25 protein-coding genes are annotated in these 26,054 nt (G+C 66.2%); 9 read left to right on the plus strand and 16 right to left on the minus strand.

Annotated elements, in window-relative coordinates:
- Positions 1-6 precede the first annotated feature (6 nt).
- Positions 7-732 carry a PadR family transcriptional regulator gene (locus tag G6N44_RS19810; protein ID WP_163666815.1) on the minus strand — a complete coding sequence of 242 codons (726 nt, stop codon included), beginning with the start codon at positions 730-732 and terminating at the stop codon, positions 7-9.
- Between the two features lie 66 nt (positions 733-798).
- A complete protein-coding gene (locus G6N44_RS19815) occupies positions 799-1,317 on the minus strand; it encodes a PadR family transcriptional regulator (RefSeq protein WP_163666817.1) in 519 nt (172 codons plus the stop codon).
- Positions 1,318-1,373: 56 nt separating this feature from the next.
- On the opposite strand from G6N44_RS19815, the gene G6N44_RS19820 reads away from it, so the two are divergent.
- Entirely contained in the window at positions 1,374-2,684 is a 1,311-nt protein-coding gene (locus G6N44_RS19820; protein WP_163666819.1) for a carotenoid oxygenase family protein, read from the plus strand.
- 9 nt (positions 2,685-2,693) lie between these two features.
- Positions 2,694-3,851, plus strand: a complete 1,158-nt coding sequence (locus tag G6N44_RS19825; RefSeq protein WP_163666821.1) for a cation:proton antiporter — start codon at positions 2,694-2,696, stop codon at positions 3,849-3,851.
- On the opposite strand, the gene lfrA is transcribed toward G6N44_RS19825, so the two are convergent.
- Genes lfrA through G6N44_RS19840 form a run of 3 tightly spaced genes read right to left on the minus strand, consistent with a single transcriptional unit; the run spans position 3,842 to position 6,851 of the window.
- On the minus strand, positions 3,842-5,365 hold the full coding sequence (gene lfrA, locus G6N44_RS19830; RefSeq protein WP_163666824.1) for an efflux MFS transporter LfrA: 1,524 nt from the start codon (positions 5,363-5,365) through the stop codon (positions 3,842-3,844). The genes G6N44_RS19825 and lfrA overlap by 10 nt on opposite strands.
- 24 nt (positions 5,366-5,389) lie before the next feature.
- Positions 5,390-5,965, minus strand: coding sequence for a TetR/AcrR family transcriptional regulator (locus tag G6N44_RS19835; RefSeq protein WP_163666826.1), 576 nt, complete (start codon positions 5,963-5,965; stop codon positions 5,390-5,392).
- Between the two features lie 52 nt (positions 5,966-6,017).
- Positions 6,018-6,851, minus strand: coding sequence for an RDD family protein (locus G6N44_RS19840; RefSeq protein WP_163666828.1), 834 nt, complete (start codon positions 6,849-6,851; stop codon positions 6,018-6,020).
- 32 nt (positions 6,852-6,883) lie between these two features.
- Between G6N44_RS19840 and G6N44_RS19845 the strand changes: the two genes are divergently transcribed.
- A complete protein-coding gene (locus G6N44_RS19845) occupies positions 6,884-7,876 on the plus strand; it encodes a stage II sporulation protein M (RefSeq protein WP_163666830.1) in 993 nt (330 codons plus the stop codon).
- On the opposite strand, the gene G6N44_RS19850 is transcribed toward G6N44_RS19845, so the two are convergent.
- Genes G6N44_RS19850 through G6N44_RS19870 form a run of 5 tightly spaced genes read right to left on the minus strand, consistent with a single transcriptional unit; the run spans position 7,873 to position 12,841 of the window.
- The gene (locus G6N44_RS19850; RefSeq protein ID WP_163666832.1) at positions 7,873-9,195 is read right to left on the minus strand and encodes a DUF58 domain-containing protein; all 1,323 of its coding nucleotides are present in this window, start codon (positions 9,193-9,195) and stop codon (positions 7,873-7,875) included. The genes G6N44_RS19845 and G6N44_RS19850 overlap by 4 nt on opposite strands.
- Positions 9,195-10,160: an AAA family ATPase gene (locus tag G6N44_RS19855; RefSeq protein ID WP_163666834.1), complete on the minus strand. Its 966-nt coding sequence runs from the start codon at positions 10,158-10,160 to the stop codon at positions 9,195-9,197. Before G6N44_RS19855 ends, G6N44_RS19850 begins: the two co-directional genes overlap by 1 nt.
- The gene (locus G6N44_RS19860; RefSeq protein WP_163666836.1) at positions 10,157-11,269 is read right to left on the minus strand and encodes a DUF4350 domain-containing protein; all 1,113 of its coding nucleotides are present in this window, start codon (positions 11,267-11,269) and stop codon (positions 10,157-10,159) included. Before G6N44_RS19860 ends, G6N44_RS19855 begins: the two co-directional genes overlap by 4 nt.
- Entirely contained in the window at positions 11,266-11,853 is a 588-nt protein-coding gene (locus G6N44_RS19865) for a DUF4129 domain-containing protein (RefSeq protein WP_163666838.1), read from the minus strand. Before G6N44_RS19865 ends, G6N44_RS19860 begins: the two co-directional genes overlap by 4 nt.
- Position 11,854: 1 nt before the next feature.
- Entirely contained in the window at positions 11,855-12,841 is a 987-nt protein-coding gene (locus tag G6N44_RS19870; protein ID WP_163666840.1) for a DUF7847 domain-containing protein, read from the minus strand.
- A 40-nt stretch (positions 12,842-12,881) separates the two neighbouring features.
- On the opposite strand from G6N44_RS19870, the gene G6N44_RS19875 reads away from it, so the two are divergent.
- Positions 12,882-13,553: an SIMPL domain-containing protein gene (locus tag G6N44_RS19875; RefSeq protein WP_163666842.1), complete on the plus strand. Its 672-nt coding sequence runs from the start codon at positions 12,882-12,884 to the stop codon at positions 13,551-13,553.
- Between the two features lie 20 nt (positions 13,554-13,573).
- Complete coding sequence (locus G6N44_RS19880) at positions 13,574-14,038, plus strand: GatB/YqeY domain-containing protein (RefSeq protein ID WP_163666844.1); 465 nt, start codon at positions 13,574-13,576, stop codon at positions 14,036-14,038.
- 1 nt (position 14,039) lies between these two features.
- Here G6N44_RS19880 and G6N44_RS19885 read toward each other — a convergent pair whose 3' ends face one another.
- Entirely contained in the window at positions 14,040-14,834 is a 795-nt protein-coding gene (locus tag G6N44_RS19885) for an acyl-CoA thioesterase (RefSeq protein ID WP_163666846.1), read from the minus strand.
- 141 nt (positions 14,835-14,975) lie between these two features.
- Between G6N44_RS19885 and G6N44_RS19890 the strand changes: the two genes are divergently transcribed.
- Complete coding sequence (locus tag G6N44_RS19890; protein ID WP_163666848.1) at positions 14,976-16,073, plus strand: serine/threonine-protein kinase; 1,098 nt, start codon at positions 14,976-14,978, stop codon at positions 16,071-16,073.
- 14 nt (positions 16,074-16,087) lie between these two features.
- On the opposite strand, the gene G6N44_RS19895 is transcribed toward G6N44_RS19890, so the two are convergent.
- From G6N44_RS19895 to G6N44_RS29715, 3 genes are all read right to left on the minus strand, one after another.
- Complete coding sequence (locus tag G6N44_RS19895; RefSeq protein WP_163670180.1) at positions 16,088-18,439, minus strand: arylsulfatase; 2,352 nt, start codon at positions 18,437-18,439, stop codon at positions 16,088-16,090.
- 459 nt (positions 18,440-18,898) lie between these two features.
- Positions 18,899-21,985, minus strand: coding sequence for an MMPL/RND family transporter (locus G6N44_RS19900; RefSeq protein WP_067992162.1), 3,087 nt, complete (start codon positions 21,983-21,985; stop codon positions 18,899-18,901).
- Between the two features lie 110 nt (positions 21,986-22,095).
- Positions 22,096-22,221: a hypothetical protein gene (locus G6N44_RS29715; RefSeq protein WP_255620133.1), complete on the minus strand. Its 126-nt coding sequence runs from the start codon at positions 22,219-22,221 to the stop codon at positions 22,096-22,098.
- Positions 22,222-22,358: 137 nt separating this feature from the next.
- On the opposite strand from G6N44_RS29715, the gene G6N44_RS19905 reads away from it, so the two are divergent.
- A complete protein-coding gene (locus G6N44_RS19905; protein WP_085981140.1) occupies positions 22,359-23,000 on the plus strand; it encodes a TetR/AcrR family transcriptional regulator in 642 nt (213 codons plus the stop codon).
- 91 nt (positions 23,001-23,091) lie between these two features.
- Here the strand turns inward: G6N44_RS19905 and G6N44_RS19910 are convergent, their stop codons facing one another.
- Positions 23,092-23,760, minus strand: a complete 669-nt coding sequence (locus tag G6N44_RS19910) for a TetR/AcrR family transcriptional regulator (RefSeq protein WP_232783764.1) — start codon at positions 23,758-23,760, stop codon at positions 23,092-23,094.
- Positions 23,761-23,835: 75 nt separating this feature from the next.
- On the opposite strand from G6N44_RS19910, the gene G6N44_RS19915 reads away from it, so the two are divergent.
- Both G6N44_RS19915 and G6N44_RS19920 read left to right on the plus strand, forming a co-directional pair.
- Positions 23,836-24,705, plus strand: coding sequence for a metal-dependent hydrolase (locus tag G6N44_RS19915; protein ID WP_011895469.1), 870 nt, complete (start codon positions 23,836-23,838; stop codon positions 24,703-24,705).
- Positions 24,706-24,884: 179 nt separating this feature from the next.
- A complete protein-coding gene (locus G6N44_RS19920) occupies positions 24,885-25,433 on the plus strand; it encodes a hypothetical protein (RefSeq protein ID WP_052537336.1) in 549 nt (182 codons plus the stop codon).
- 31 nt (positions 25,434-25,464) lie between these two features.
- On the opposite strand, the gene G6N44_RS19925 is transcribed toward G6N44_RS19920, so the two are convergent.
- Entirely contained in the window at positions 25,465-26,040 is a 576-nt protein-coding gene (locus G6N44_RS19925; RefSeq protein WP_041800308.1) for a carboxymuconolactone decarboxylase family protein, read from the minus strand.
- Positions 26,041-26,054: the final 14 nt, after the last annotated feature.

Genomic DNA, 26,054 nt, shown 5'->3' on the forward strand with positions numbered 1-26,054 from the left:
GGGCTGTTACTCCTCGCCCAGGACCTGGTAGATCTCGCGGCGGGCGTTGTTGACGATGTCGAGGATGCGCTGTTGTTGCGCCTCGTCGGCGGCGAAGGCTGACTGACCGACGGCGGCCATCAGCTGGGCGGCTGCGCCGTGCAGGTTCTGGTGACCCGGAGTCTCGTCTTCCTGGTCTGCGATGATCTGCGCCCACGGCGGGGTGTCGATCTGAGCGGCGGCCTCCCGACCTTCCTTGGTCAGCTCGAAAGTCTTTTTGCTGCCTTCGGTTTCGGTTGGAGTGATCAGCCCTTCGTCGACCAGCAGTTGCAGGGTCGGATATACCGAGCCCGGGCTGGGCTTCCACAGGTTGTTGCTGCGGGTGGCGATCTCCTGTGTCATCTCGTAGCCGTGCATGGGGCGTTCGGCCAGCAGCGTCAGGATGGCGGCGCGCACATCACCGCGGCGGCCGCGTCGTCCGCCGCGAGCCCGGGGGCCGCCGAGGTTTCCGAAGCCGAAACCCATTCCTCGCCCAGGGCGGAAATTGGGGCCGAATCCTGGGCCGAAGCCCGGTCCGCCGAACCCGGTCTGGCAGGTCGGGTCGACGCCCTGTTCACACGCGGACTGGGCCTGGGCTCGCATCTGATCGCGCAGGTCGCGACGGGCGGTGCGGGCTTGCCGGAACATCTCGCGGGCCTCGTGCGGACCGAACGGGACGAAGCCGAAGCCGGGCGGGGTGAATTGATTGGTCATGAGAGGAGTCCTTCGTTGTCGGTGGGGAAGCGACATGCTTCCGATGCGTCAACGATATATCGACATCTATCGGTTGTCGATAGTTTTCCCGAGCCAGTGCGCCCACTCGGCACGCATGGCGTTGGCGCGCAGGCCGTACTCCAGGGCGGCGTGCGCGTAGAGGTCCTCGTCGGTGTCGCCCCAGCGGATCGATGCCTCCAGCTCTTTGAGCCGCGCCACCTCCGATTCGGCGTCGGCGGCCAGCGTCGCAAGATGCTCGCGGGCCTGGTCGCGGGGTACTTCGCCGAGCAGGAACACGCGGAGTAGCTCGGCACTGCGGTCGGGTGGATCGTCCTGCGGGTTGGCGATCCAGCGCACCAACTCGGCGCGACCATCCGGGGTGACGCGGTACTCCTTGCGCCCGCGCGGGCCGATCGCCGTTACCTCGATCAGGTGGGCGGCGGCCAGTTTGTTGAGCTCGCCGTACAACTGGCTCTGGGTGGCGGGCCAGACGTTGGCCATCGACTTCTCGAAGCGTTTGAGCAGGTCATACCCGCTGCCGGGGTGTTGTGCCAACAGGCCAAGTGCCGCCATGCGCAGACTCATGGCGTCATCTTAACCTCCACTATTGACATGTCACTTGTGGAATGTCACCGTGGGTTATGACTTCAGCCCTGCCGATCGGCGAAACGGACTTCTTCCGACGCGGAAACTATTCGCCCGTCGCCGACGAACTCACCGCATCCGACCTGCCCGTCGAGGGCGCCATTCCCGCCGAACTCGACGGCTGGTACCTGCGCAACGGGCCCAACCCACGCCAGGCAGGAGCGCACTGGTTCACCGGCGACGGCATGATCCACGGCGTGCGCATCGAAGGCGGTGCGGCCAAGTGGTACCGCAATCGCTGGGTGCGTACCGACAGCTTCATCGAGGACTTCCCGCTCTACAACGCCGACGGCACCCGCAACCTGCGCGCGGCCGTCGCCAACACACATGTGGTCAATCACGCGGGCAAGACCCTTGCGCTGGTGGAATCCTCACTGCCCTACGAGATCACCAACGATCTGGAAACCGTGGGCGCCTATGACTTCGGCGGCAAGCTGGTCGACTCGATGACCGCGCATCCCAAGATCTGCCCGACCACCGGCGAGTTGCACTTCTTCGGGTACGGCAGCATCTTCGAGCCCTACGTGACCTACCACCGCGCCGATGCCGGCGGCGATCTGATCATCAACCGTTCAGTAGATGTCAAGGCGCACACCATGATGCATGACTTCGCGATGACCGCGGGTCATGTCATCTTCATGGATCTGCCGGTGGTGTTCGACCTCGACGTGGCGATCAAGGGCGATGGAGACATGCCCTACCGCTGGAGCGACACGTATGGCGCCCGGTTCGGCGTGCTGCGTCGTGACCATCCCGACGCACCGATCCGCTGGTTCGACGTCGACCCGTGCTACGTGTTCCACGTGGCCAACGCGCACGAAGACGGTGATTCGATTGTGCTGCAGGCGGTTCGCTATCCCGAGCTGTGGCGCAACGACGGTGGGTTCGACGTCGACGGCGTGCTGTGGGAATGGCGCATCGACCTGGCGGCCGGGACTGTCCGCGAACGCCAGCTCGACGACGCCGGAGTGGAGTTCCCGCGCATCGATGACCGCTTGGCCGGCCTGCCCGCCCGGTATTCGGTGTCCGTGGCGGGTAATGCCTGGATCCGCTACGACCTGACCACCGGTGCCGGTGTACGCCACGAACTCGAGTCCGGCGGACCTGGCGAAGCGGTGTTCGTCCCAGGGGCGGGGCCGGCCGACGAGAGCAACGGGTGGTACCTCGGCTACGTCTATGACCCCGAGCGCGACGGCAGTGACCTGGTGATCCTGGACGCGTCGGACTTCGGCGGAAAACCCGTCGCCACCGTCAAACTGCCGCAACGCGTGCCCTACGGGTTCCACGGGAATTGGATCAGCGCTTAATCTGTGCCGATGGCCGGGTTCGGGTTCGACACGCTGGCCCTGATCGCGGTCATCGGCCTGACCGGACCGGCGCTGGCCGCCGTGCCGCGACTGCGCATCCCGGTGGTCATCGGCCAGCTGCTCGCGGGGATCGTGGTCGGCAGAACCGGATTCGGCATCGTCGATCACAACGACCCGATATTCACGCTGCTGGCCAACATCGGTTTCGCGTTGGTGATGTTCGTCGTCGGCACCCACGTCCCGGTGCGCGACACCGCGCTGCATACCGCCATCCCCAAGGCGCTGTTGCGGGCGGTCTTCGTGGGTGCGGTGGCCGCGGTGCTCGGCGTCGTGATCGCGCACGTGTTCGGGACCGGGCATGCGGCGCTGTACGCCGTGGTGATGGCATCGTCGTCGGCTGCGCTGGCCCTACCTGTGCTCGACGGCCTGCGCCTGCAAGGCCCGCACGTGCTGTCCGTCACCGCCCAGATCGCCATCGCCGATACCGCATCGATCGTGTTGCTGCCCTTGGTGATCGACATCCAGCGGGCTCCGCGCGCGGCCCTGGGGGCGCTGGCCATCGCGGGCTGCGCGGGCGTGCTGTTCCTCGTGCTGCGCGCCGGGTATGCACGGGGCATGCGCCGACGCGTGCACCACTACTCCGCGAGGCACGAGTTGGCGCTCGAACTTCGGTTCAGCCTGATCTTCCTGTTCGGACTGTCGGCACTGGCGATCGCCACGCACGTCTCGATCATGCTGGCCGGCTTCGCCCTCGGACTGACGGTGTCGGCGATCGGTGAACCGCGCCGGTTGGCCAGGCAGCTGTTCGGCATCACCGACGGCTTCTTCGGCCCGTTGTTCTTCGTCTGGTTGGGCGCCTCGTTGCAGGTCCGTGAACTGGCCGATCATCCCGAATTCGTCCTGCTCGGTGTGGCTTTGGGCCTTGGCGCGGTACTGGCCCACGCGGTGGGCCGGCTGCGGGGACAGCCGATGGCGTTCGCGGTGCTCTCCGCGGCCCAACTCGGCGTGCCGGTCGCGGCGGCGACACTGGGCACCGAGCAGCACCTACTTGCGCCTGGTGAGTCTGCGGCGCTGATGCTCGGCGCGCTCGTCACCATTGCCACAACCTCGATCGCCGGGGTGTTCGCGGCGCGGGTGGCCGGCGAACCCTCGGAACGTCAGGGCTGAGCCGGCCTGCGGAACGCCGTCGCCACGATGCCCGCCGCGGCCAGCGCCAGTGCCGCCGCGATCAGCGCGGTCGGGGCGATACCGGAATCGAAGGCGATGCGGGCCGTTTCGAGTAGCGGGTCCCCGATCTTGGCGGGCAGATCGGCCGCCACCGAGGTGGCCCCGCCGATACTTTCACCGGCGTCGGTGGCCTGCGCCGGGGTAAGCCCGGCCGGCACCTGGATGTTGTTGCGGTAGAACGCTGTGAAGATGGTCCCCAGCGTCGCGGTGCCCACCACCGCGCCCAGCTCATAGGCGGTCTCCGAGACTGCCGATGCCGCACCGGCTTTGGCGGCCGGCACCGAGGCCACGATGGTGTCGTTCGACACCGTTTGGGAAATTCCGACGCCGAGCTCGAGCACGATGAAGGACACGATCACCGCGACCACCGACAGATCGTGGCGGAACGCCAGGATCATCAGGAAACCGAGTGCGACAAAGATCAGCCCGGTGATCATCAACGTCTGCGGGGCGAAGCGTTTCGCCAGCTGGACCACACCGATTCCGGCGATCATCGACACCACCGCGCCGGGCAGCGTCACCAGACCCGCCGCCAGTGGGGACAGGCCGAGCACCAGCTGCAGGTGCTGTGAGATGAAGAAGATGAACCCGATCAACCCCACGATCGACAGGAAGTTCGCCAGGATCGACGCGCTGAACGGGGCGTAGGAGAACAACCCCATGTCGAGCATCGGTGTGGCACTGCGCTTCTGGCGGCGCACGAACAGCACCGCCGACGTGATACCGACGACGAAGGCCAGCCCGGCGAAACCTGACAACCCATCGTGGGCGGCGGTTTTGATCGCCCACACGAACGGCAGCATCGCCGTGAACGACAGCACCACGCTGACCAGATCCAGCGGGCCCGGGTTCGGGTCACGCGATTCGGGCACCAGCCGGGGCCCCAGCACCAGCAATGGCAGCAGGATCGGCACCGCCACGAGGAACACCGAGCCCCAGTGGAAGTGCTGTAGCAGCGCGCCGCCGACGATCGGGCCCAGCGTCGAGCCCGCCGTGAAGCACGACGCCCAGATGGCGATCGCGAGTCGCCGCGACGAGGCCTCGGTGAAGATGTTGCGGATCAGCGACAGCGTCGACGGCATCAGCATCGCGCCGAACACGCCGAGGGCAGCACGTGCGGCAACCAGGTAGGCCGCGCTGGGCGCAAACGCCGCTGCGACCGAGACGATCGCGAAACCGGTGGCGCCGATGAGCAGCAGGCGGCGCCGGCCGAACCGGTCACCGAGCCCGCCCATGGCGACCAGCAGTGCGGCCAGCACCAGGGAGTAGACGTCGACGATCCACAGCTGGGTGGACGCCGTGGGCCGGAAATCTTCGGCGATCGCAGGCAGTGCGAACGCCAGCACCGTGTTGTCGATGGCGATCAGCAACACCGGCAGCATCAGTACCGCCAGCGCCGCCCAGGTGCGGGTGGGGGTGGTGACCGTCGGCGAAGCGTCGAGACGGGTGGACATCGGGGGAGCTCCAGAAAAGTGTGGTCAGCCGCGCGGGATCTGAATGGTGCCCGCGGTCAGGCTGGTCATGATGGCGTCGACGATTTGGTGGCGCGGTGTGCCGTCCTGCTTGGCGGCTTCGTAGCCGGCGTCGAGCAGGGCCCAGAACACGCGTCGGGCCCACCCCGGGGGGTATTCGGGCCGCTCCACCGAGGCTCGGGTGAGCACTTCGACGATCGCCTCGTCGCCGGTGTCCAGGTGGGTTGCCAACTCGCGATCGGCCAAGATCGTCGGCTCGCTGTAGACGAACAGCACGATCGGACCCAGGTCGAGCTGGCTTTCGACGACGCGTCGCAATGCGGCGTCGGCCGGTCCGTGGGTGGGATCGGCGCGGTCGATGGCCGCGTTGCTGAGTTCGTGCACGTGCAGGGCAAGGGCCCGCAGTAGATCGGAACGCTCGGGGTAGTACCGGTGCACGGTGCTGCGGCCGACGTCGGCGGCGGCGGCGATGTCGCTGAGCGCGGCGGACGGGTTGTCGGCCAGGACCGTCATGGCGGCATCGAGAATCGCCCGGCGGGTGCGCTCACGCGGCCCGCTGTGCGTCGATACCGAACTGGTCATGAATCAAAATCTAGCATGACATATCCAAAATGAGACAGTGATGTCCCACACGTTAGCTGGGTGGGGTGAACCCGCTGGTCGGAGGCGGTAGGGGAGGGCGGGCATAGGGCGCCGGATGCGCCGCAACGGGAGCCTGCGGCAACAACCGGGCCAGTGCACGTCGGTGCCGTTCGGCCAACACTGCGGCCAGCACGTACTCGACCGGCGCGCCCGGCGGCGGCGGGGGTGAGATGCGCGAGGCCACTTCGCCGAAGATCCGATGCCCCATCTCCTGGCGTATGGGCGGATCGAGCTGGGCCGAGCGGGACAGGAATTGCCGGGCCAGTTCGGCCTGAGCGGGTCCCAGCCCCGACAGTTCCAGCGAGCCGGCCCACCAGGCCAACGCCGGTGGCATGACCGGCGGCGGGTTCAGCCTGGGTCCCCGCTCACTGATCACCACGGTGCCGGCGAAGATGTCGCCCAGCCGTTTGCCCTTGGCCGAAACCAGGCTGCTGATCACCGCGGGCCCGCCGGTCAGCATCCAGATTTCGACAAACCCGGCCAATCCGCGGAACAGGGCCTGGCGGAAGCGTTCCGGACCGCCGTCCTCGGCCACCACCCGTAGCCCCACCGCCATCTTGCCCAGCGACCGGCCGCGGGTCGCGGTCTCCATCGCCACCGGATAACCCACCAGGGTCAGCACGGTGAAGATGATCAGGATCGCCGCCGACAACGCGTCGTCGAGCTGGCTCAGCGTCAGCGACCACAAAACCAACCCGACCACGTACCCGATCGCGATCACCACGATGTCGATCAATGCGGCCAACGTGCGTACCGGCAACTGGGCGATCGCCACGTCGAGGACGACGGCGTCCCCGGTCACCACCGGCGCGGGCTGCCAGACCATACCGACACACGCTACCGACTACGCTTTGTCGGGTGGATGTCGATGCGTTCGTCGTGGCCCATCGCCCCACCTGGGACCGGTTGGAACAGTTGGTAAAACGGCGCAGGCGGCTGACCGGTGCCGAGGTAGACGAGCTCGTCGACCTCTATCAACGGGTCTCCACGCACCTGTCGATGGTGCGATCGGCCGCCCACGATTCGGTTCTGGTGGGGCAACTGTCGGGTCTGGTGGCTCGGGCACGTGCCGCGGTGACCGGTGCGCACGCCCCGCTCTGGCGCGAATTCGTCCGGTTCTGGACCGTGTCCTTCCCGGTGGTGGCCTACCGGTCCTGGCGCTGGTGGCTGGGATCGGCAGTGGCGTTCTTCATCGTGACCGTGGCGCTGGCGCTGTGGGTGGCCGGCAACCCGGATGTGCACGCAGCCATCGGAACCCCGAGCGAGATCGAGGAATTGGTCCACCACGACTTCGAGTCGTACTACAGCGAGCACCCGGCCGGCTCGTTCGCCTTACAGGTCTGGGTGAACAACTCCTGGGTGGCCGCGCAGTGCATCGCCTTCGCGATCCTGCTCGGCCTGCCCATCCCGTACGTGTTGTTCCAGAACGCAGCGAACCTCGGGGTGATCGCCGGGTTGATGTTCGGTACGGGCAAGGGAGATCTGTTCCTCGGCCTGATCACCCCGCACGGGCTGCTGGAGATGACGGCGGTGTTCCTGGCCGCCGCCGTCGGAATGCGGTTGGGCTGGACGGTGATCGCGCCCGGCGACCGGCCCCGCACACAAGTGCTGGCCGAACAGGGCCGCGCGGTGGTCGCCGCGGCGATCGGACTGGCCGTCGTGCTTCTGTTGTCCGGTCTGATCGAAGCTTTGGTGACCCCGTCGCCGCTGCCCACCTGGATGCGGATCGGCATCGGCATCGTTGCCGAATTGGCCTTCCTCGGTTACGTATTCCACTTCGGGCGCAAGGCCGTCCGGGCCGGGGAGAGCGGCGACCTCGAAGACGCCCCCGACGTGGTACCGACGGGTTAGAGCTTGCCCGCGGCCTTCATCGCCAGGTAGCGGTCGGCCAGGGCCGGCGCCAGATCCTCCGGCCGGGCATCGACGACGTCGACGCCGTGGGCCCGCAGCCGTGACGCAATGGCCCGACGGTCGTTGCGGGCCCGCTCGGCCGCCGCCGCGTCGTACACCGCAGCGGCATCGGAGCGACCGGCCGCCAAGTGGTCCACCCGTGGATCGGACACAGCGGCCAGCAGAACCTGATGCCGCGCTGACAGGAGCGGCAGCACCGTCATCAGCCCCTCGTCGAGCGCAGAGGCGTTCAGATCGGTCAGCAGCACCACCAACGCCCGGCCCCGCACCCGGCGTGACATGGCCGAAACCATCGCGGTCGCATCGGATTCCACCAGTGCAGGCTGCAATGGCGACATCGCCGTGACGAGCGCGGCCAGCAGTTCGGTGCGCGAGGCGCCCCACACCCCGGCGCGGGCCACCCGGTCGATGGCCAGGAAATCGACATGATCCCCGGCGCGGGCGGCCAGCGCCGCCAGCAGCAGCGCCGCGTCCATCGACCAGTCCAGCCGCGGCCACCCGACCGGATCGAGTGAGGTCGGGTCCACGCCGACCCGACCTGCCGAGGTGCGTCCGGTGTCGAGGACGATCACCACCCGCCGGTCGCGTTCCGGACGCCAGGTGCGCACCACCACGTCGGCCCGCCGGGCGGTGGCGCGCCAATCGATCGAACGGACGTCGTCGCCGACCACATACTCACGCAGCGAGTCGAATTCGGTGCCCTGACCGCGGATCAGCACCGGGATCGCGCCATCCAACTGCCGCAGCCTGGCCAGTCGGGACGGCAGGTGCTTGCGGGACAGGAACGGCGGCAGGACCCGCACCTGGCCGGGCAGCCGCTGCGAGCGTTGCCGCCCGGCCAGTCCCAGCGGGCCGATCGAGCGCACCGTGACCAGCTCGCACCGCTGATCGCCACGGCGCACCGGGTGCAGTCGGGTGGACAGGGGAACCTGTTGTCCGGCATCGATATTGACCGGGTGTGCCCGCGGCTGTGCCGACGCACTGGGCGGCCAGGCGTCGCGGATCGCGCCGCGTACCCGCCGACGGCCGGTATTGGTCACGGTGAGCATCGCGTCGACGGTCTGGCCCAGTCGGGCGGTGGATTCACCGCCGCGAGCCAACGCAAGCCCACCGATCCGCCCCGCCAGTGCGACGTCAGCGACGACGGCGATTCCCAACAGCACTACCAACACTGCGAAAGCCGTTTCCGGCCAGGGGGCCAACGCGATCGGCAGCACGCAGACCAGTGCCGCCAGACCCGCGCGGCCGGTGAGAACCATCAGCGCGGCACCGGGACTGCGGCCAGGATGCCGTCCAGTACTCCGTCGGGGGTCGCGCCTTCGAGCTCGGCCTCGGGACGCAGCGCCACCCGGTGGCGCAGCGTGGACCGGGCCATCGCCTTGACGTCGTCGGGGGTGACGTAGTTGCGGCCGGACAGCCAGGCCCAGGACCGTGCCGTGGCCAGCAACGCCGTCGCTCCGCGCGGTGACACCCCGAGCTGCAGCGAAGGGGAATGCCTGGTAGCCCCGACGATATCGACGATGTAGCCCAGCACCTCGTCACCGGCCAGCACCCGACGGACCGCGTCGCGCCCGGCGGCGAGTTCGGTCGCCCCGGCCACCGGCCGCACGGCCGACAGGTCTCCCGGATCGAACCCCTGGGCGTGCCGGCTCAAGATCGTGATCTCCTGATCCCGCGGCGGCAGCGGCACCGTGAGCTTCAGCAGGAAGCGGTCCAGCTGAGCCTCGGGCAGCTGATAGGTGCCCTCGTACTCGATCGGGTTCTGGGTGGCCGCCACGATGAACGGATCGGGCAGTGGCCTCGGCGTCCCGTCGACGCTGACCTGGCGCTCCTCCATAGCCTCCAGAAGTGCCGCCTGCGTTTTCGGTGGGGTCCGGTTGATCTCATCGGCCAGCAGTAGGTTGGTGAATACCGGGCCGGCACGGAACTCGAACTCGGCGGTGCGCGCGTCGTACACCAGGGAACCGGTGACGTCGCCGGGCATCAGGTCCGGCGTGAACTGCACGCGCTTGAATTCCAACTGCAGGGCCGCCGCCAAGGTGCGCACCAGCAGCGTCTTGGCCACCCCGGGCACCCCCTCCAGCAGCACGTGCCCACGGCACAACAGCGCGACCACCAGGCCGCTGATCACCGCATCCTGACCGACCACCACCTTGGCGATCTCATTGCGCAGGGCCAGCAGGGCTTCACGGGCCGAATCCGATTCGGGGTGGGGCTGAGTCACGACTGCGCGACCTGCCTTTCGATGTCGTCGAGTTGATGGGCGAGGTGGACGAGTTCGGCGTCAGTGGTAGGCGGTGGGCCGAACAGGATGTGGCCGGCCGAGTTCGAGTCGGTGCCGCAGCGGGCGGCGACGGCGGCGGCGACGGCCTGCGGTGCGGCAGTGGAGTTCGCGCCGAGCCTGGGCAACATGCGGCCCAGTGCGGCGGTGCGCAACGCGTCAGCGGCCCGGTCACGCGCCCGGCGGGAGCGGTACAACCGGCCCCGCCCCTCGACGGTTTCCGAGGCGCGGACCACCACCGGCAGGGATTCGGCGACCAGCGGACCGAGACGCCGCCCCTGTGCCAACGCGGCCAGCGCGACCACCAGGCACAGCTGCAGGACGATCCACCGGACCTGCGGTGGCATCAGCTCCGACAGCGTGCCGTCTCCGGTCGACTCGGCCTCGAAATGCTGTGGTGCATACCAGATCACCCGTGGTGCCGCGCCGGCCAGATTCATCGCCAGCGCCGCATTGCCCGCTTTGAGCAGGCCCGAGTTCGTCATGAAGGAGCCATTGCCGACCACCGTGACGGTGCGTTGCCCGTCGTGGTAGCGGATCAGCGCGCCGTCGTAGCACGATGTCAGGGGCGCACCGTCGGCTGCAGTGTAGGTATCGGTGGTGCCCAGCTGTATCGATCCGGCCTGGTTCGCCTCGGGCAGTTCGCAGTCCGGCTCGGCACCGACGAACTCCGTGGGCTTGCCGAGCCGGATCTTGGGGGCCAGCTTCTCCCGGGTGAGGCCGGACGGCGCGATCAGCAACAGGTCTCCGGGGGCATCGGCAAGCCGGTCGACGGTCTCGTCGCTGGACAGAAACATCGTCTGTGCCACCACCAACAGGGTGCCGGGCCGGGCGGCCCGCTTCACTTCGTCGACATCGGCGGCGGTGATCACCTCGACACCCCGATCCCGCCACAGGCTGACCAGCGCGTGCGTCCCGGCCGGCGAGGTCGACTCGGGATCCATCGCCCCACCCGGGCGCGGTGCGGTCAGATACACCGTCACGACGGCCACCGCGACGACGAGGACCAACGCCAGCAGTACCCAGCGTGCCGTGCGGAACCGCTCTCTCATCGCGCCCCGGCAGTGTCGAGGGCCGCGATCTGCCGGTAGGCCGATTCGGTACCCGGTTGCTCGCCATAGGCAACGTCGTTGAATATGGTTGCCGCACTGAACAGTTCGGCAGACAGGCCCGGAAGTGCCGCCGCGGCGTCGCGGGCGAGTTCGGTGGCGGTGCGGCCCGGGACCGCGTCGAGAACCCCGGTTTCCTCCAGGTGACGGGCCAGCGCACGCACCCGGTGACGAATCGCAGCCGACCAATCACCTTGCGCGGCATATTGTTCGGCGATCGAACGGTGTTGTGCGGCGGTGAGCTCCTCGGCGCTGAACAGGGTATGGTCCGTGCCGCGCGCCGTACGCATGGTGCGCCGAGCGATTCGTACCGTCACCACGACGGCCACCACGAGCAGGATGGCCAGCACCGAGATGGTGAACCAGCCACCGGGGATCTCCGAGCCTGCGGCGGTGATCCGGTACAGCAGGTCCCTGAGCCATTCGCCGATCTGATCGGCCGGTGAGGCCCGCGGGTAGATCGGCTTGCTCAGCTCGTTCTGGGCGGCGTCGTGTGCGGCGTCACGGTCGATGTCGATGCCTGTCACCTCAGACGTACCGCGGCAGCCATAGTTGGTCGGTCGTTTCCACCGGTGCACCCGCCCCCGTCTGCAGCATCAGGTCGAACGCCTCGGCCCGGAATCGCCGGTCGGCGTAGAGCAGGACGACCACGCCCGCATTGAACGGTGCGGTGACGATCTGCCCGATCGCGGCGCCGACGGCGCTGAGGATCAGCGCAGGCACCGTGGGAGCCTCGGCGATCATCGACATGGTCTGCCCGGCCACGTTGAACGGCGCACCCACACCCCAGGCCATCACCGCGGCCACGATCGTGGCGAGGATCCAGATGCCGAATACGCGCCAGAAGTCCTTGTTCACCAAGGCGAATGACCGCTTGACCGCACCGACGATGCCGCGGTGTTCCAGCACGATCACCGCGGGAGCGAACAGCAGAACCGTCGACGCGTAGAGCACCCCGACCAGCGCGAGCAGCACCAGTGGCATACCGACCGCGAACGCCGCGAGCCCGCCGCCGAGTGCGCCTGCACCGACAACCACGATCGCCACGCCGCCGGAGACGACGATCAGAGCCAGGGCCTGCAACGCCGTCAACCCGATCAGCGCCGGTAACCGTCCGCGCAGCCGCCGCCAGGCTTCGCCGATGGTGATGGCTCCGCCGAACACCGAGCGGCCGATCACCACCGTGAGCATCCCGCTGAGCAGAAGCGAGGTGAGCGTCGTGACGACGAAGCCGACGAACGCACCGGTGGCGAACGCCGTGAGCGTCCCGGCCGACGGACCCTCACCCTGCAGCGTCGAGTCGAATCCTCGGAGTGCCGACAGCGGTCCGACTTGCAGTGCGAGCGTGATGATCTGCGACGCGAGAATAACCACGGTCGCCAGGCCCAGCGTCGCCTTCGGGTTGGTACGGACGTAGGCGACCGCGCCGTTGAAGATGTTGGTCAGGCTCAACGGGCGAAGCGGGATGACGTTCCCTGCCGAAAAGTGAGGGAGATACGGCCGACCCGTCGTCATAGTTTCACCGTAGTTGCCGGTCAGAAACTACGGTGAGGGGATGTCGACCGAGATCATCGTGCGCGGGTCGTTTTCCGCCTTTCACCCGCCCGAACGTGCGACGGCCCATGCCACGCTCGGCTACGAGGGGCCGGCGATCGAGCCGGTGTACGAGCGGGTCGTCCGCGCTCTGGACACGGTGAAATCCACCATCACTCCGTTGCACCACCCCGACACCGGCCCGGTCACCTGGTGGTCCACCGGCCAGGTTCGCACCTGGGCCAACCGGCCCTGGAACAACGAGGGCAAGCAGTTGCCGCTCGTGCACCACGCCAGCGTCGACATCGAGGTCAAGTTCAGCGATTTCACCGCGCTGTCGCGATGGGTCGGCGGTCATGTCACCGACACCGGCGGGTTTTCGCTGTCGCGCATCGAATGGGCGTTGACCGCCAAGCATCGCGATGAGTTGGTGGAACAGGTGCACACCCGCGCCGTGCAGGACGCCGTCACCCGAGCTCAGCGCTACGCCGATGCGATCGGCCTCGGCCCGGTGCGGCCGGTGGCGATCGCCGACGCCGGCATGCTGGGGCGGGCGCCCGAGGTTTCGTCGTCCCCGCGGATGATGCGCGCCATGGCGGCCCCCGGCGGCGGGGCGCCCGAAATGGAGTTCGCACCCGCCGATATCGAGGTCTCCGCCTCGGTCGACGCGAAATTCGTGGCGGGCGAGAACTGAACGCGGCGTAGGTTGACCTCATGGCCGAGCTCAAGGACACGCTGCGCGCAGATCTCACCGGCGCGATGAAGTCGCAGGACAAACTACGCACCGCCACTCTGCGCATGATGCTGGCCGCGATCCAGAGCGAGGAGGTCTCGGGCAAACAGGCCCGGGAACTGTCCGACGCCGAGGTGATCGCGGTGCTGGCCCGCGAATCCAAGAAGCGCGGCGAGGCCGCCGAGATCTACACCCAGAACGGCCGGGGCGAGCTGGCGGCCAACGAGCACGCCGAGGCCAGGGTCATCGACGAGTACCTGCCGACGCCGCTGACCGACGCCGAGTTGGCCGACGTCGCCGACACCGCCATCGCGCAGGTCGCCGAGCAGATCGGCGAACGCCCCGGTGTGCGTCAGATGGGTCAGGTGATGAAGGCCGCCACCGCGATCGCCGCGGGCAAGGCCGACGGCAAGCGGTTGTCGGCGGCGGTCAAGTCGCGGCTTTGACTCACGTGGGGATGCGCCACAGCGCTTCCTGGCTGACGCTGGCGATCAACGCGCCCGCGGCGTCGTAGAGCGAGCCGCGGGCCAGGCCACGGGAATCGTTGTGGTTCGCCGACTGCAGTTCGTAGCGGTGCCAGCCGTGGGGCAGAAATGGGCGGTGGAACCAGACGGAGTGGTCCAGGCTGGCCGCGAAGCCGAGGTCGGACCGCAGCGGGACCGTCGGCGGTAGCGCTGAGGGGACCGGGCCGAGATCGGACATGAAGGTCAGCGTGCAGGCCCGGATCAGGGCGTCGTCTTCGATCTCGGATTGCGCGCGGATCCAGAACGGCGAGATCGCGAACTCGGAATCGTCGGACGGCATGGTGCGCAGATCGAACTTGTCGCCGAAATCCAGGACGTTGTGCTTCGGCGCGGCCGCATCGAACTCCAGCTTGGGCGGAGCGTCGGGGGACCACTCGAGGCCGGGCTCGGGATGGTGGAACGACGCGATCATCTCCAGGATCACCTTCCCGCCCTGACTGGCGGTGACGTGCCGGGTGGCGAATGCGCGTCCGTCACGGATGCGGTCGACGTGGAACTCGACGTCGGCGTCGTAACGTCCCCCGCGGACGAAATAGGCGTGCAACGACTGCGGAAGCTTGCCGTCATCCACGGTGGCGCCCGCCGCGCCCAGCGATTGGGCGGCGATCAGCCCGCCGAACAGTCGCTCGGTACCGCCTCGCCGCGGTTCGCGAATACAGAAGTCATCACCACTGCGGTCGAACTGCAACAGTTCGGCGATCCAGCTCAGCGCGGCCATCGGCCGAGGCTATCAACCGCTTGGTTGGGGTCTCGGTCACACCTGGTCGGTGAAATACCCAGAACCGGGGCATGGTGCCGGCATGCCGCACACCGGCATTGCGGAATACTCGGAGACAAGCGCAAACCGGAGAGGGGACCTATGACGGCGGCGCTCGCCGACCGCTACGAGCTACGTGGCGTGCTCGGCCGCGGCGGCATGGCCGAGGTGCAGGACGGTTGGGACACCCGGCTGTCCCGCCCGGTCGCGATCAAGCTGCTCTATCCGGCCCTGGCCGCCGACGAGTTCACGCGTCGTCGATTCGAGGACGAAGCGCGCGCCGCTGCCGCACTCAACCACCCCAACATCGTCGCGGTCCACGACAGCGGTGACGACAACGGAACGCCGTACATCGTGATGGAACGGCTGCCCGGGCCCACCCTGGCCGAGGAGATCGCGGCCGGGCCGCTGTCTACCGACCGTGTGCGCTGGGTACTGACCGACCTGCTGGGTGCGCTGGCCGCCGCCCACAGCGCAGGCATCCTGCACCGCGACATCAAGCCGGGCAACGTCCTGATCGCCACGTCCGGCATCGCCAAGCTCGCCGACTTCGGTATCGCCAAGACCGCCGGAACCGCCCACACTCACGCCGGGACCGTGTTCGGCACACCGGATTACCTCAGCCCGCAACGGATTACCGGCCAGCCGGCGTCGGTCTCGGACGACCTTTATGCCGTGGGAGTCATCGGCTATGAGGCGCTGACCGGGCGGCGGCCCTTCGACCGGGGCAACCCGATCGCCACCATGCGCGCAGTCGTCGACGAAGCCCCCATGCCGATCGCGATGCTGCGTCCCGACGTGGACCCGGCGCTGGTTCACGTCCTGGAGCGCGCGATGGCCAAGGATCCGGCCTACCGCTTCGCCGACGCCGACGAGATGCGGGTTGCCCTGCGGGCAGCCTCGCCGGCCCGGCCGGCCACGCTGCTCCTGCCGACACCGCTGCCACCGCGACGCTCGCGGGTCAAGATTGTGCTGGCGGGCCTGGCGGTCGTCGCTGCCGCGATCCTCGGCGCCATCCTGCTGATCGCCGACCCGCCACCGCAGCGCTCGCCCGTCACCCCGGTGACCTCTGTCGCACCGACGCCGACCCCGGACCAGTGGGAACGGGGCCCCGGCATCGGCAATGGGAACGGCCATGGCAATGGCAATGGCAAAGGCAATGGCAAGGGGCATGGCAAGAAGGGCCACCCGCACGACTGACGCCTTCTGGCCTGCTATTGGGTTCCGAAAGCGACGCGAATCTGTTGCGCGCGTTGACGTGCCTGGTGTTCGGGGTCGAGGTCGCCGGCGTCGATCTGCACCCACGAGATGCCGCCGGTGAAGCGATTCTTGCCGGCCGGGTACTCCTCCGAAACGGGCGAGCCGGGGTCGGCGCCCACCGTGCACGTTTCGCTGGCCGAAAATGCCGCTGGCACTGTGCGTTCGACGTGACCGGAACCGACGGCCGCATTGTCGACGAAAAGCGTTGCCGTACCGCCGAGGCCGACACCTCCACCGTCGTAAGCGAACTCCATGCGTACCTCGTGCTCACCTGGAGACAACACATCGGCGCTACGCACAGTTGTGTATTTCAGCGTGAGGAAGTTGTAGCAGAAGGTCAGTTTGCCTTCGTGAAGGTAGAGCGCCCAGCCGCCGGTATGCCCGCCGAGCGCGACGATCACGCCGTCGGCGCCAGTGTCAGGCACGGTGATCGGCGCGGTGAGGGCAAAGGACCGGTTCTTGGTGTTGACGGTGGTGGCTTCGGCGAAACTCATCCCCGGGTACATCCGCTGACTGGTGCCGATGTGCAGCTCAGGGCGGCCTGCTTCCTGGGGTATGCCACGCACGGCGCCGCGGTCATCGATGGGTACAGCGTTGTACTTGACTGCCTCGATCAGCCAGAGACGTTGCAGTTCGGCGAGTTTGTCAGGCTGCTCGGCGGCGAGGTCGTGAGCTTGGCTCCAGTCGGTGCTGGTGTCATAGAGCTCCCAGCGGTCGTCGTCGAGCGCTGCGAGCTCGACATCGCCGGTCTCCCAGGGGGTTCGGTGCTTCGTGACCGCGGTCCAGCCTTGGTGATAGATGGCTCTGTTGCCGAACATCTCGAAGTACTGGATGTCGTGGCGCTCCTTGGCTTCCGGCTCATCGATTGTGTAGAGCAGGCTGGTGCCCTCGTAGGGGCGCTGTTGTACGCCGTTGACCATCGTCGGCTCGGGCAGGCCCGCCGCCTCCAGGATGGTGGCGGCGATGTCGTTGACATGGCCGAACTGGTGACGGATTCCGTCGCTCTTGATTCGGGCGGGCCAGTGCATCACCATCGGATTTCGGGTGCCCCCGAAGTGAGACGCGACCTGTTTGGTCCATTGGAACGGGGCATTGAGGGCGTGAGCCCAGGACGCCGCGTAGTGGTTGGCGGTGCCGGGTAACCCGAACCGGTCTTTGGCGGCGATGATCATTTCTGGTGTTTCGAGTTCGGGCATGCCGTTGAGGGTGATCATCTCGTTGAGTGAGCCCTGGAGTGTTCCCTCGGCGCTGGCACCGTTGTCACCCCAGATCAGGATGATCAGGGTGTCATCGAGGATCCCTTGAGCTTCCAGTTCGTCGACGACGCGGCCGATGTGGAAATCCGTCTGCTCCATGAACCCGGCATAGACCTCGGCCTGGCGGACGAGTGCGGGCTTGAGCGCATCGTCCATGTCGTCCCACGCGGGTAGGCCCTCACTTCGTGCGGTGAGGTCGGTGCCGGCCGGGATGGTGCCACGCTCGATCTGGCGGGCCAGGGTGCGCTCGCGCAAGGAGTCCCAGCCGTCGTCGAACACTCCGCGGTAGCGGTCGGCCCACTCGGCGGGCACGTGGTGGGGTGCATGGGTTGCGCCGGGTGCGTAGTACATGAAGAACGGACGGTCGGGTGTAAGTGCGGCGCGCCGGCGCAGGTAGGCGATGGCTTTGTCGGCCAACTCCTCGTTGAGGGTGTAGCCCTCCTCGGGCGTTCCGGATGGCTCGACCGGTGTGGTGTTCTCGTACAACGACGGGTAGTACTGGTCCGTCTCGCCACCGACGAACCCGAAGAAGTACTCGAACCCGCCACCTGGGGTGGGCCAATGGTCGAATGGGCCCATTGGGCTGGTCTCCCAGACGGGGACTTCGTGGCACTTGCCGATCTGCGCGGTGGAGTAGCCGTTGAGTTTCAGAATCTCCGGCAGTGCAGCGCAGGTGTTGGGCCGCACGGACGTCATTCCGGGCGCCGAGGTGGCGATTTCGGTGATCGCGCCCATGTTCACGGAATGGTGGTTGCGTCCCGACAGCAGTGACGCTCGAGTCGGCGAACACAGCGCAGCGGTGTGGAACTTGGTGTAGCGCAGACCTTTGGCCGCCAGCCGTTCCAGGGTTGGCGTGTTGCACGGACCGCCGAATGCGCTGGATGCGCCATAGCCGGCATCGTCGATCATCACCAAGAGGACGTTCGGTGCCCCTTCGGGCGGCCGCAACGGTTCGATCGGCGCGAACTTCGCATTCGGGTCTTTGGCGTCGTACGGGGTGTACCCGGGACGGGTGATATCGGCGATGGGCAGCACATGGCGCGAAGGCATAGTCGACACGGCGTCAGCTTCTCACGCAATGACGGACTGAAAAGGAAGAAGGCCCTGAACCGGATAACCAGTCAGGGCCTTGTACCTATAGTCACACGAGTCGGGGTGGCGGGATTCGAACCCACGACCTCTTCGTCCCGAACCACGCCACCTGGGGTTTTGATGACGTTGGGTACGTTGGCCCGCGTAAGTTTTCCCAGCTCAGCTGCATTGGGTGGGTTGGCGCGCGCAGGAGTCGCGAAAATCTACTGCGGACTGCCTGCGGACTGAGACACCTTGGTGGTCAAGGCCGCCTTTGATTTACCGAGAGCGGGAACCTTGAAATCAGGATGTCAGTTTGGACGCTTACTCGACGGGCTTGCAACACCAGATCACGACGGATCCGCAACCAAAGATCACGTCTGCGAATGGACCTCGCGTTCCTCGCATTCCTCGCTTCCACTAGTAGTGCGTTGCTCCTTATTTCTGCGTGGCGGTGTCAGCTACTGGGGTCCGCGTTGCTTTGGAAGGCCACCAGCTGGCTTCGCGTAGAAGTGTGGCGATGGCGGGCACGGTGAGGGTGCGCACGAGGAAGGTATCGAGCAGCAATCCGAAGCCGATGATGAGGCCGGCTTGGATCATGATTGCGACTGAGCCGACCATGAGGCCGAACATGCTGGCGGCGAATATCAGACCAGCTGAGGTGATGACGGCTCCGGTGTTTGCCACGGTGCGCAGGACGCCGACGCGGATGTTGGTCCCGGATTCTTCGCGGAGCCGTGAGACGAGCAGCATGTTGTAGTCGGCGCCGACGGCGACGAGGATGATGAATGCCAGTAATGGTACGGGCCAAGCGATTTCGTAGCCCAGTCCCCATTGGAATACCACAACGCCGATGCCGAGCGAGGCGAGGTAGTTGAGCACGACGGTGCCTAAGAGGTAGAGCGGTGCCAGGAGTGCGCGCAGCAGTAGGACCAGGATGACGCCGACGATGATTATGGTGGCGACGGCCAGTTGTGCGAAGTCGGCCCATAGGAATCGTTGGATATCGGAGTTGACGGCGGGGAAGCCGGCGACGGATACGGTGGCGTCGGCGAGCGACGTGTTGGGTCGTGCGGTGTTGGCGGTGTCGGTGATGCGGCTGGCGAGCTCCATGGCTTCGACGCTGTAAGGGTCGTGGCTGCTTTCGATCATGAACCGCGCGGTCTTGCCGTCCGGTGAGAGGAATTGCTTGGCAACATCGGTGAATTGCCGGTTCTCGAATGCATTAGCGGGCAAGTAGAAACCGCTCGAGGAGTCGGAGTCCGCCGCTGCGCGTGAGGAATTCTGTAGTTGGGTGGCGATCTGGCTCATACCGGACAGCATTTCGATGTTGCTGTCGGCGAGGGTGCGGACACCGGTCGCGAGTGCTTGAGCGCCGGAGGCGAGCTGTCCGATTCCCTCCTGCAATCGGCGGAGATTGGTGGCTAGGTCGGCGGGGTCACCGAGGGCTCCGAATGCCTTGTCCAGCGAGGCGACTGCGTTCTGGACGTTGGAGAGGGTGCCACCAACGGTGGCATTGGTCGCGGGATCGTAGCGGTCCCCGAGGTCGGCGATCTGGTCGAAGAATCCGCTGTCGCGCAGGCTGACCAAAATCTTCACCTGGTCACGAATTTGGGCGCACTGCGGGGTGGCGGCACACCACGGTGAGGTGTTGAGCGCGCCCACGAGTGGATCGAGCTGGGTGATCGCGTTCTGCGCCTGGTTGGCCAGCGGTCGCAGTCCTGGGCCGGATTGGATGGCTTGGTCGACGGCGGGGGCGGTGGCGGAAAGTTGTTGCAGCAGTGGGCGGAACTGGTTGACCTGAGTTCCCGCGGATTGAGCTTGGGTGAGGATTCCGGCCAGTGGCGCGAGGGCGGTGCGCACCGTGCCATCGAGTTGGGCGAGGCCGTCGGCGAGCTGGTCGGCGCCGCCGGTGAGTTTGGCGAGGTCGTCCTTGCGTGAGTTGCCCTCGGCGACCGCGCCGGCCATTTTCTCGCCGATCTGGCCGTTCTGCCAGGCCAGTTCTGCTTGGTCGAGGCGCTCCCCGGTGGGGCGGGTGACTCCGGACACCCTGGTGACGCCGGGGATCTGGGAGACGCGAGAGGCCATCTCGTCGAGATCGGCCAGCCCCCTCCCGGTCCGCATGTCGGTCGGGTTCTCTACGACGAGGAACTCGCTGATGACGACGTCCTTGCGGAAGTGGCGGTCCAGAAGTTGGTAGCCCTGGTTGCTGGCCGTGGTGTCTGGTTGTCCCTTGCGGTCGTCGTAGCTGATTTTGATGGTCGCAGCGGCTGCCGACAGGGCGAGCAGGATGGCCAGGCTGACGATCAGCAGTGGCACCGGACGGCGGACCACGGCGACGGCGACGCTGTTCCAGTAGCGGCGGGTGCGATCGGATTTGGGTTCACCGATGCCGCGTTTGGCGGCTAGCGACAGCACGGGTGGCAGCAGGGTGACGGTCGCCAGAAATCCGAACAGCACGGCGATGGCACACGCGGGGCCCAGGGCGGCGAAGACGCTGAGCCGCGCGAAGACCATGGCCAAGAACGCGAGTGCCACGGTGGCGGCGGACGCCAGGATGACGCGCCCGATGCTGGCGGTGGCGTGGATGATCGCCTGATCGGCGGGTACTTGGGCGCGGCGCTGCTCGTGGTACCGGCTGATCAGAAAAACTGTGTAATCAGTTCCGGCGCCGAGCAGGATCGCCGTCATGAATGCGACGGTGAACTGGGAGACCGGCATGCCCATCTCGCCGAGGGCGGATAGCACGCCGCGCCCAACCGCCAGGCTCAACCCGATTACCAGCAGTGGCAACAGCGCGGTGAACACTGACCGGTAGACGATCAGCAAGATCAGGGCGATCACGCCGGCGGTAGCGATCGAGATCAACAGCAGGTCGTGCTCGGCGGAGGCGATCATGTCGCTGAAGGTCGCCGGTGGTCCCGTCACTTGGACGGTCGTGGTCGATCCGGTGAACACCTCCGCGGCGATGTCGCGCACCGCGTTCAAGGATTCGGCTGCCGTGGGGTCTCCGAGGGTGCCGGTGACACCGACGGGCAGATACCAGGCTTTGCGGTCGGCGCTGACTGCCTGAGCTTCGGTAATCGGATCGGCCAGCAGGTCCTGCACCAGCAGGACGTGGTCGCCCTCGGCCTGCAACCGGCGCACGAGTTCGCCGTAGCGCTGCCGTGCAGTTGGAGTCAAGCCAGTGGGGTCTTCCATGGCGACGAACACCATGGTTTTCGAGCCTTCTTCGCCGAACGCGGCGCTCATGCGGTCAACCGTCTGCAAGGACGGGGCGTCGCGAGGAATGAGGTCCACCGACTGTTGGCGCACCACGGTTTCCAGCTGTGGGAACAGCAGCGCGAGAACCACCGCGGCGCCTAGCCATACCCCGATGACGAGCGCTTTGTGTCGGAGGGTGAACCGGGCCAGGGTCGCCAACCGTTCGCTGTACTCGCGAGTGTCGGCCGGGTCGGTGGATCCGTTGGCGCGCCGACCAGGCCGCTTGGCCTGGCTTGGGGCATCTGCACTGCCGTCGGTCACTTGGCCTCCACTGGTAGCGATACTGCCGGTATCGGTACGCTACCGCACGTAGTGCAAGTGGTGACGGCGACCGGTGGGGGCCTCGCTCAAGAGCGTCATGAGTCGACTCCCTACGGGATTGCGGCGGGCCAGTCGGCCGCGAATACCTGCACGGCGTGCAGGGCGCCTCCTACCGCCACCGTCGCCAGTGCCGCACGATCACTGCTGGGGGCGGGAATGACGACAGCCGCTGCCACGTCTCTGAGAACTCGAAGTTTGAGCGTTCTGATCGTCAATCGCTGCCCTCCGCGGAGTCCTATGGTGGCACGCGCCCCCATTGGGGGCGGATGCTACCAAAGTGTTGCGACCTACTGTGGCTTGCCAAGATGGACATGTGCGGACGCGGTCGAAGAGATGGGGCGGGCGTACCGGTGCTGAACGCCGGGCGGAGCGCCGTCAGCGCCTCATTGATGCCGCGACGGAAATCTGGAGTGAAAGCGGTTGGGCAGCAGTCACGATGAGAGGAGTGTGCGCCAAAACCGGCCTGAACGACCGTTACTTCTACGAAGACTTCAAGACCCGCGACGAGTTACTTGTCGCTGCATGGGACGGCGTGCGCAACGAGATGCTCGGTGAGGTTTCTGCGACGCTCGCAGAACGCATCGGGCAGCCGCCGATGGAGACCATCCGCGTGACCATCGCCGCGGTGGTCGACCGGATTGCAGAGGATCCGGGCAGGGCGAAGATTCTACTGGCTCAACACGTGGGCAGTTCCCCGCTTCAGGATCGGCGCGCTGTCGCACTGCAGGAGGCGACACACCTGGTGATCGCAGCCAGTGAGCCACACCTGAGGCCGGAAGCCGATGAAACCGCCCTTCGGATGGACACACTGGTGGCCGTTGGTGGCTTCGTCGAATTGATCACCGCATGGCATGCAGGTTTGCTTGACGTCATCCAGGGGGAGATCGTGGAGCACACGAGTCGGCTTGCCGAGACGCTCGCCGAACGTTATTTGGTCGACGACGCTGGCCTCTAATGTTGTACAGCGGCGTTCATGTGTTCAGTCCGGAATGAAGCAAGCGGAGGCACCTCGACATTCGCGAAGCGCGGCCGGGAGGCGCCAGAAGCTAACTCTGAGGTTTGGCTTTGGTCGTGGCCGACTCGACTGCGTTCTGCAGCAGCACATAGCTGCCGAGGCTGCCCAGGAAACCTGCGCAGTGCTGAACGAGTTCATCGGTGGTGAACTCGAGTTCTCCGTCGAGCCAGCGGCGCAAGACTTCGAATAACCCACCCACACCCAATGTCGAGGCCAAATGGGCAACGCCCACTGCGGAGTCGGCGATGTCAAGGTGAAGTCTGGCCTCACGCAATACGAGGTCGGTGAAACCGGTCATCATGTCGCTGCGTAACTCCCGAAGCAGCGGCTCCGTTGCAGATTCCACGAACAAGATCCGACCCAGTCGAGGATCATTGTTGATCATGCTGACCAGCCCGCGGATCGGCGCGTACGCGAGCACCTCGGGTGGGGCGCCGGCATCGGGGATCGCGTCAACTATCACCTCCTGGAAGGTTGCGTAGAGCTGCTGGTAGACAGCTCGCAAGAGGGCGTCTCTGTCAGGGAAATGCTGATAGAAGTAGCGTGACGTCACGCCGGACTCAGCGCATACGGCAGTCACCGTGGCGGCGGCAACGCCGTGCGTGCCGATCAACTCCATCGCGGCCTCGATGAGACGCGTGCGCCTGTTCCGGTGACGCTCCTCGGCGGACATCCCGCTGTACACCCGCACCGATCGCACAACGCATAGCTTGCCATCTAATTCTGACTAGGCGTAAAGTCAGATCATCAGTGCCCATGACAACAGGAGAACAACATGAGCGACGATTCGTCCACACGGCCCACCACGCGGGTCGTCCCGAAGCCCCGCCGTGTCCGATTCGACATGCCTGCTGAGACCAGTCGGCAGCACTTCGTCGATGGCGACTTGGTGATGAGCCACTTTGTGTCCACCTTGTCGGCCACGTTCCCCGAAGGCGAAGACTTCTTCATCCGGTCAGTCCGCGAGTACCGGGACCACATCAGCGACGCTGACCTGAAGGAGGCGGTCAAGGGATTCATCGCTCAAGAGGCCACCCACCGGCACCAGCATCGGCTGCTCAACGATCGCCTTCAAGCGATGGGCTATCCCACCGAGGGGATCGATCGGCATATCAAGAAGTTGGTTGGCCGACTCGAGAAGCGTTTTTCTCCCAAGATGCGCCTGGCTGTGACGGCAGCCCTCGAGCACTACACGGCGACATTCGCCGAGATCATTCTCACCAGCGACGAAGCTCAAGAACTGATCGGCTACACCGAGGTGCGGCCGATTCTGCTTTGGCACGCACTGGAGGAATGCGAGCACAAGGCCGTCGCTTTCGATGTCTACGAGACGGTCGGTGGAAGCGAACGCACCAGGGTCTGGGGAATGCGGATCGCCAGTCTCCTATTGTTCACCGAGTTGGTCATCCAGACCACCCGCTCTCTGGCCGGCGATCGTGCCGCCTACAACCCGGTGCGGTTGCTGCGCAGCCTTCGAGCCTTCCGTCATAACCCGCTGTTCAGCCGAGCAGCGATTGAGCGCTTCCGTTCCTACACCCACGCCGGGTTCCATCCCGACGACTGGGATAGCGCAGAAATCCTCGAACGTTGGACCAAGGAACTCTTCGACGCCGATGGCGGCCAACAGCTACGGAGTAACGTGTAGGTCGACAAGTACTTTTGTGGTGAAAGCCGCCATATGGAACGACCTCTTCACGAAGAAGTGCGTTGCGCCGTGGCCGCATCGCGCGTTCAGGCATTCCGCTGATGCGGGCGGAAGGGCCATTACCGCCGTCCCGTCAGCGTCCGAAGACGTCCCGGCAAATCTGCACACAAGTTGGCGCCGTGTCAGCGAGCGCGCATGTCTTCTACGAATTGCTGTCCGGAGTTGCGATGCCGTTCGCGTCGGTGATTGGTCCGGTGCCGGCAGCGACGGGTTGGGGCATGAGCACCGCAGTAGTACTTCGCATGGCGGAACGTGCCGATAAGCGTCACGAGGCTGTCCTCGGTGTTGTGAACGGCCTGTTCCTGACGACCGTGTTGGCTCACTTCATACACTGGCCGAAGCGCTGGAGATTTGGTGTGCCAAGCCTGTCCGAGTGCGAAGGACTATGCGGCCCAATCCTGGTGCCTTACAACGGTATTCTTTACATTTCGGGGCTCAGTGCTGTAGCCGGATTGCTGGAGAATGGTCGCCGAGGTGCGGTCCGTGGTGCGATCGTCCCGCTGCTGGGTGTTCCAGTTCTCCTTCGACTGCAGCGGATGGAATTCCGTCGGCTCAGTCTTCAGGCCCGGCGCAATCCTCGGTGGTGGAATCGCCGTCTGCAGATGCAACCGCCCGACCGTTCGACATCGTCAGATCCCGACCAACAGGTGCTAGGGGCAGAGTCATAGCACGGAGTCGACATGGCGAGCCGATCACCCTTCAGTCAACGGAGGGTCGAACTCCGTCAGGGGGCCATCCTTCGAGGCCGTCTTCTAGCGGCACGTGCAAGGACCGCAGCAGCGCTGAGAACAATCTCCAATTCCCGATCGCGGCGACGAGTTCGACGAGGACGGCCGGGTCCCCGTGCAACGCGCGCTGACACTCAGCCCAGGTTTCATCCGAGATGGTGCCGTCACGCAACGTCTCGTCTGTCGCCGCCAGTACCGCCCGCTCGGCTTCGCCGAAGTGGCCGGCGTTCTGCCAGTCGCGCACCCCGAGCAGGTCGCGTTCGGGCACATCGAGCAAGCGGGCAACCCTCCAGTGTTGCGTCCACTCATAGACCGAATCAGTGACCCAGCCGATTCGCATGATGATCAGCTCCCGTAGCCGCGCATCCAGCGCGCCTTTCCACAGCAACGCCTCCAGCATTCCATGCAATGCGACGGCTACAGGGGGCTGATGAAGCGCGATCCTGAAAACAGACAGTTCAGCCATGGCGTCCGGAATCCCGCATTGAGCGGCGCGCTCGCGGGCATCTGTCAGGGCAAGCATGTCAACCCGGCTTTGGCTGCTCACGGTGGATCCTTCCG

The sequence above is a fragment of the Mycolicibacterium alvei genome (genome assembly GCF_010727325.1).
Lineage (GTDB): Bacteria > Actinomycetota > Actinomycetes > Mycobacteriales > Mycobacteriaceae > Mycobacterium > Mycobacterium alvei.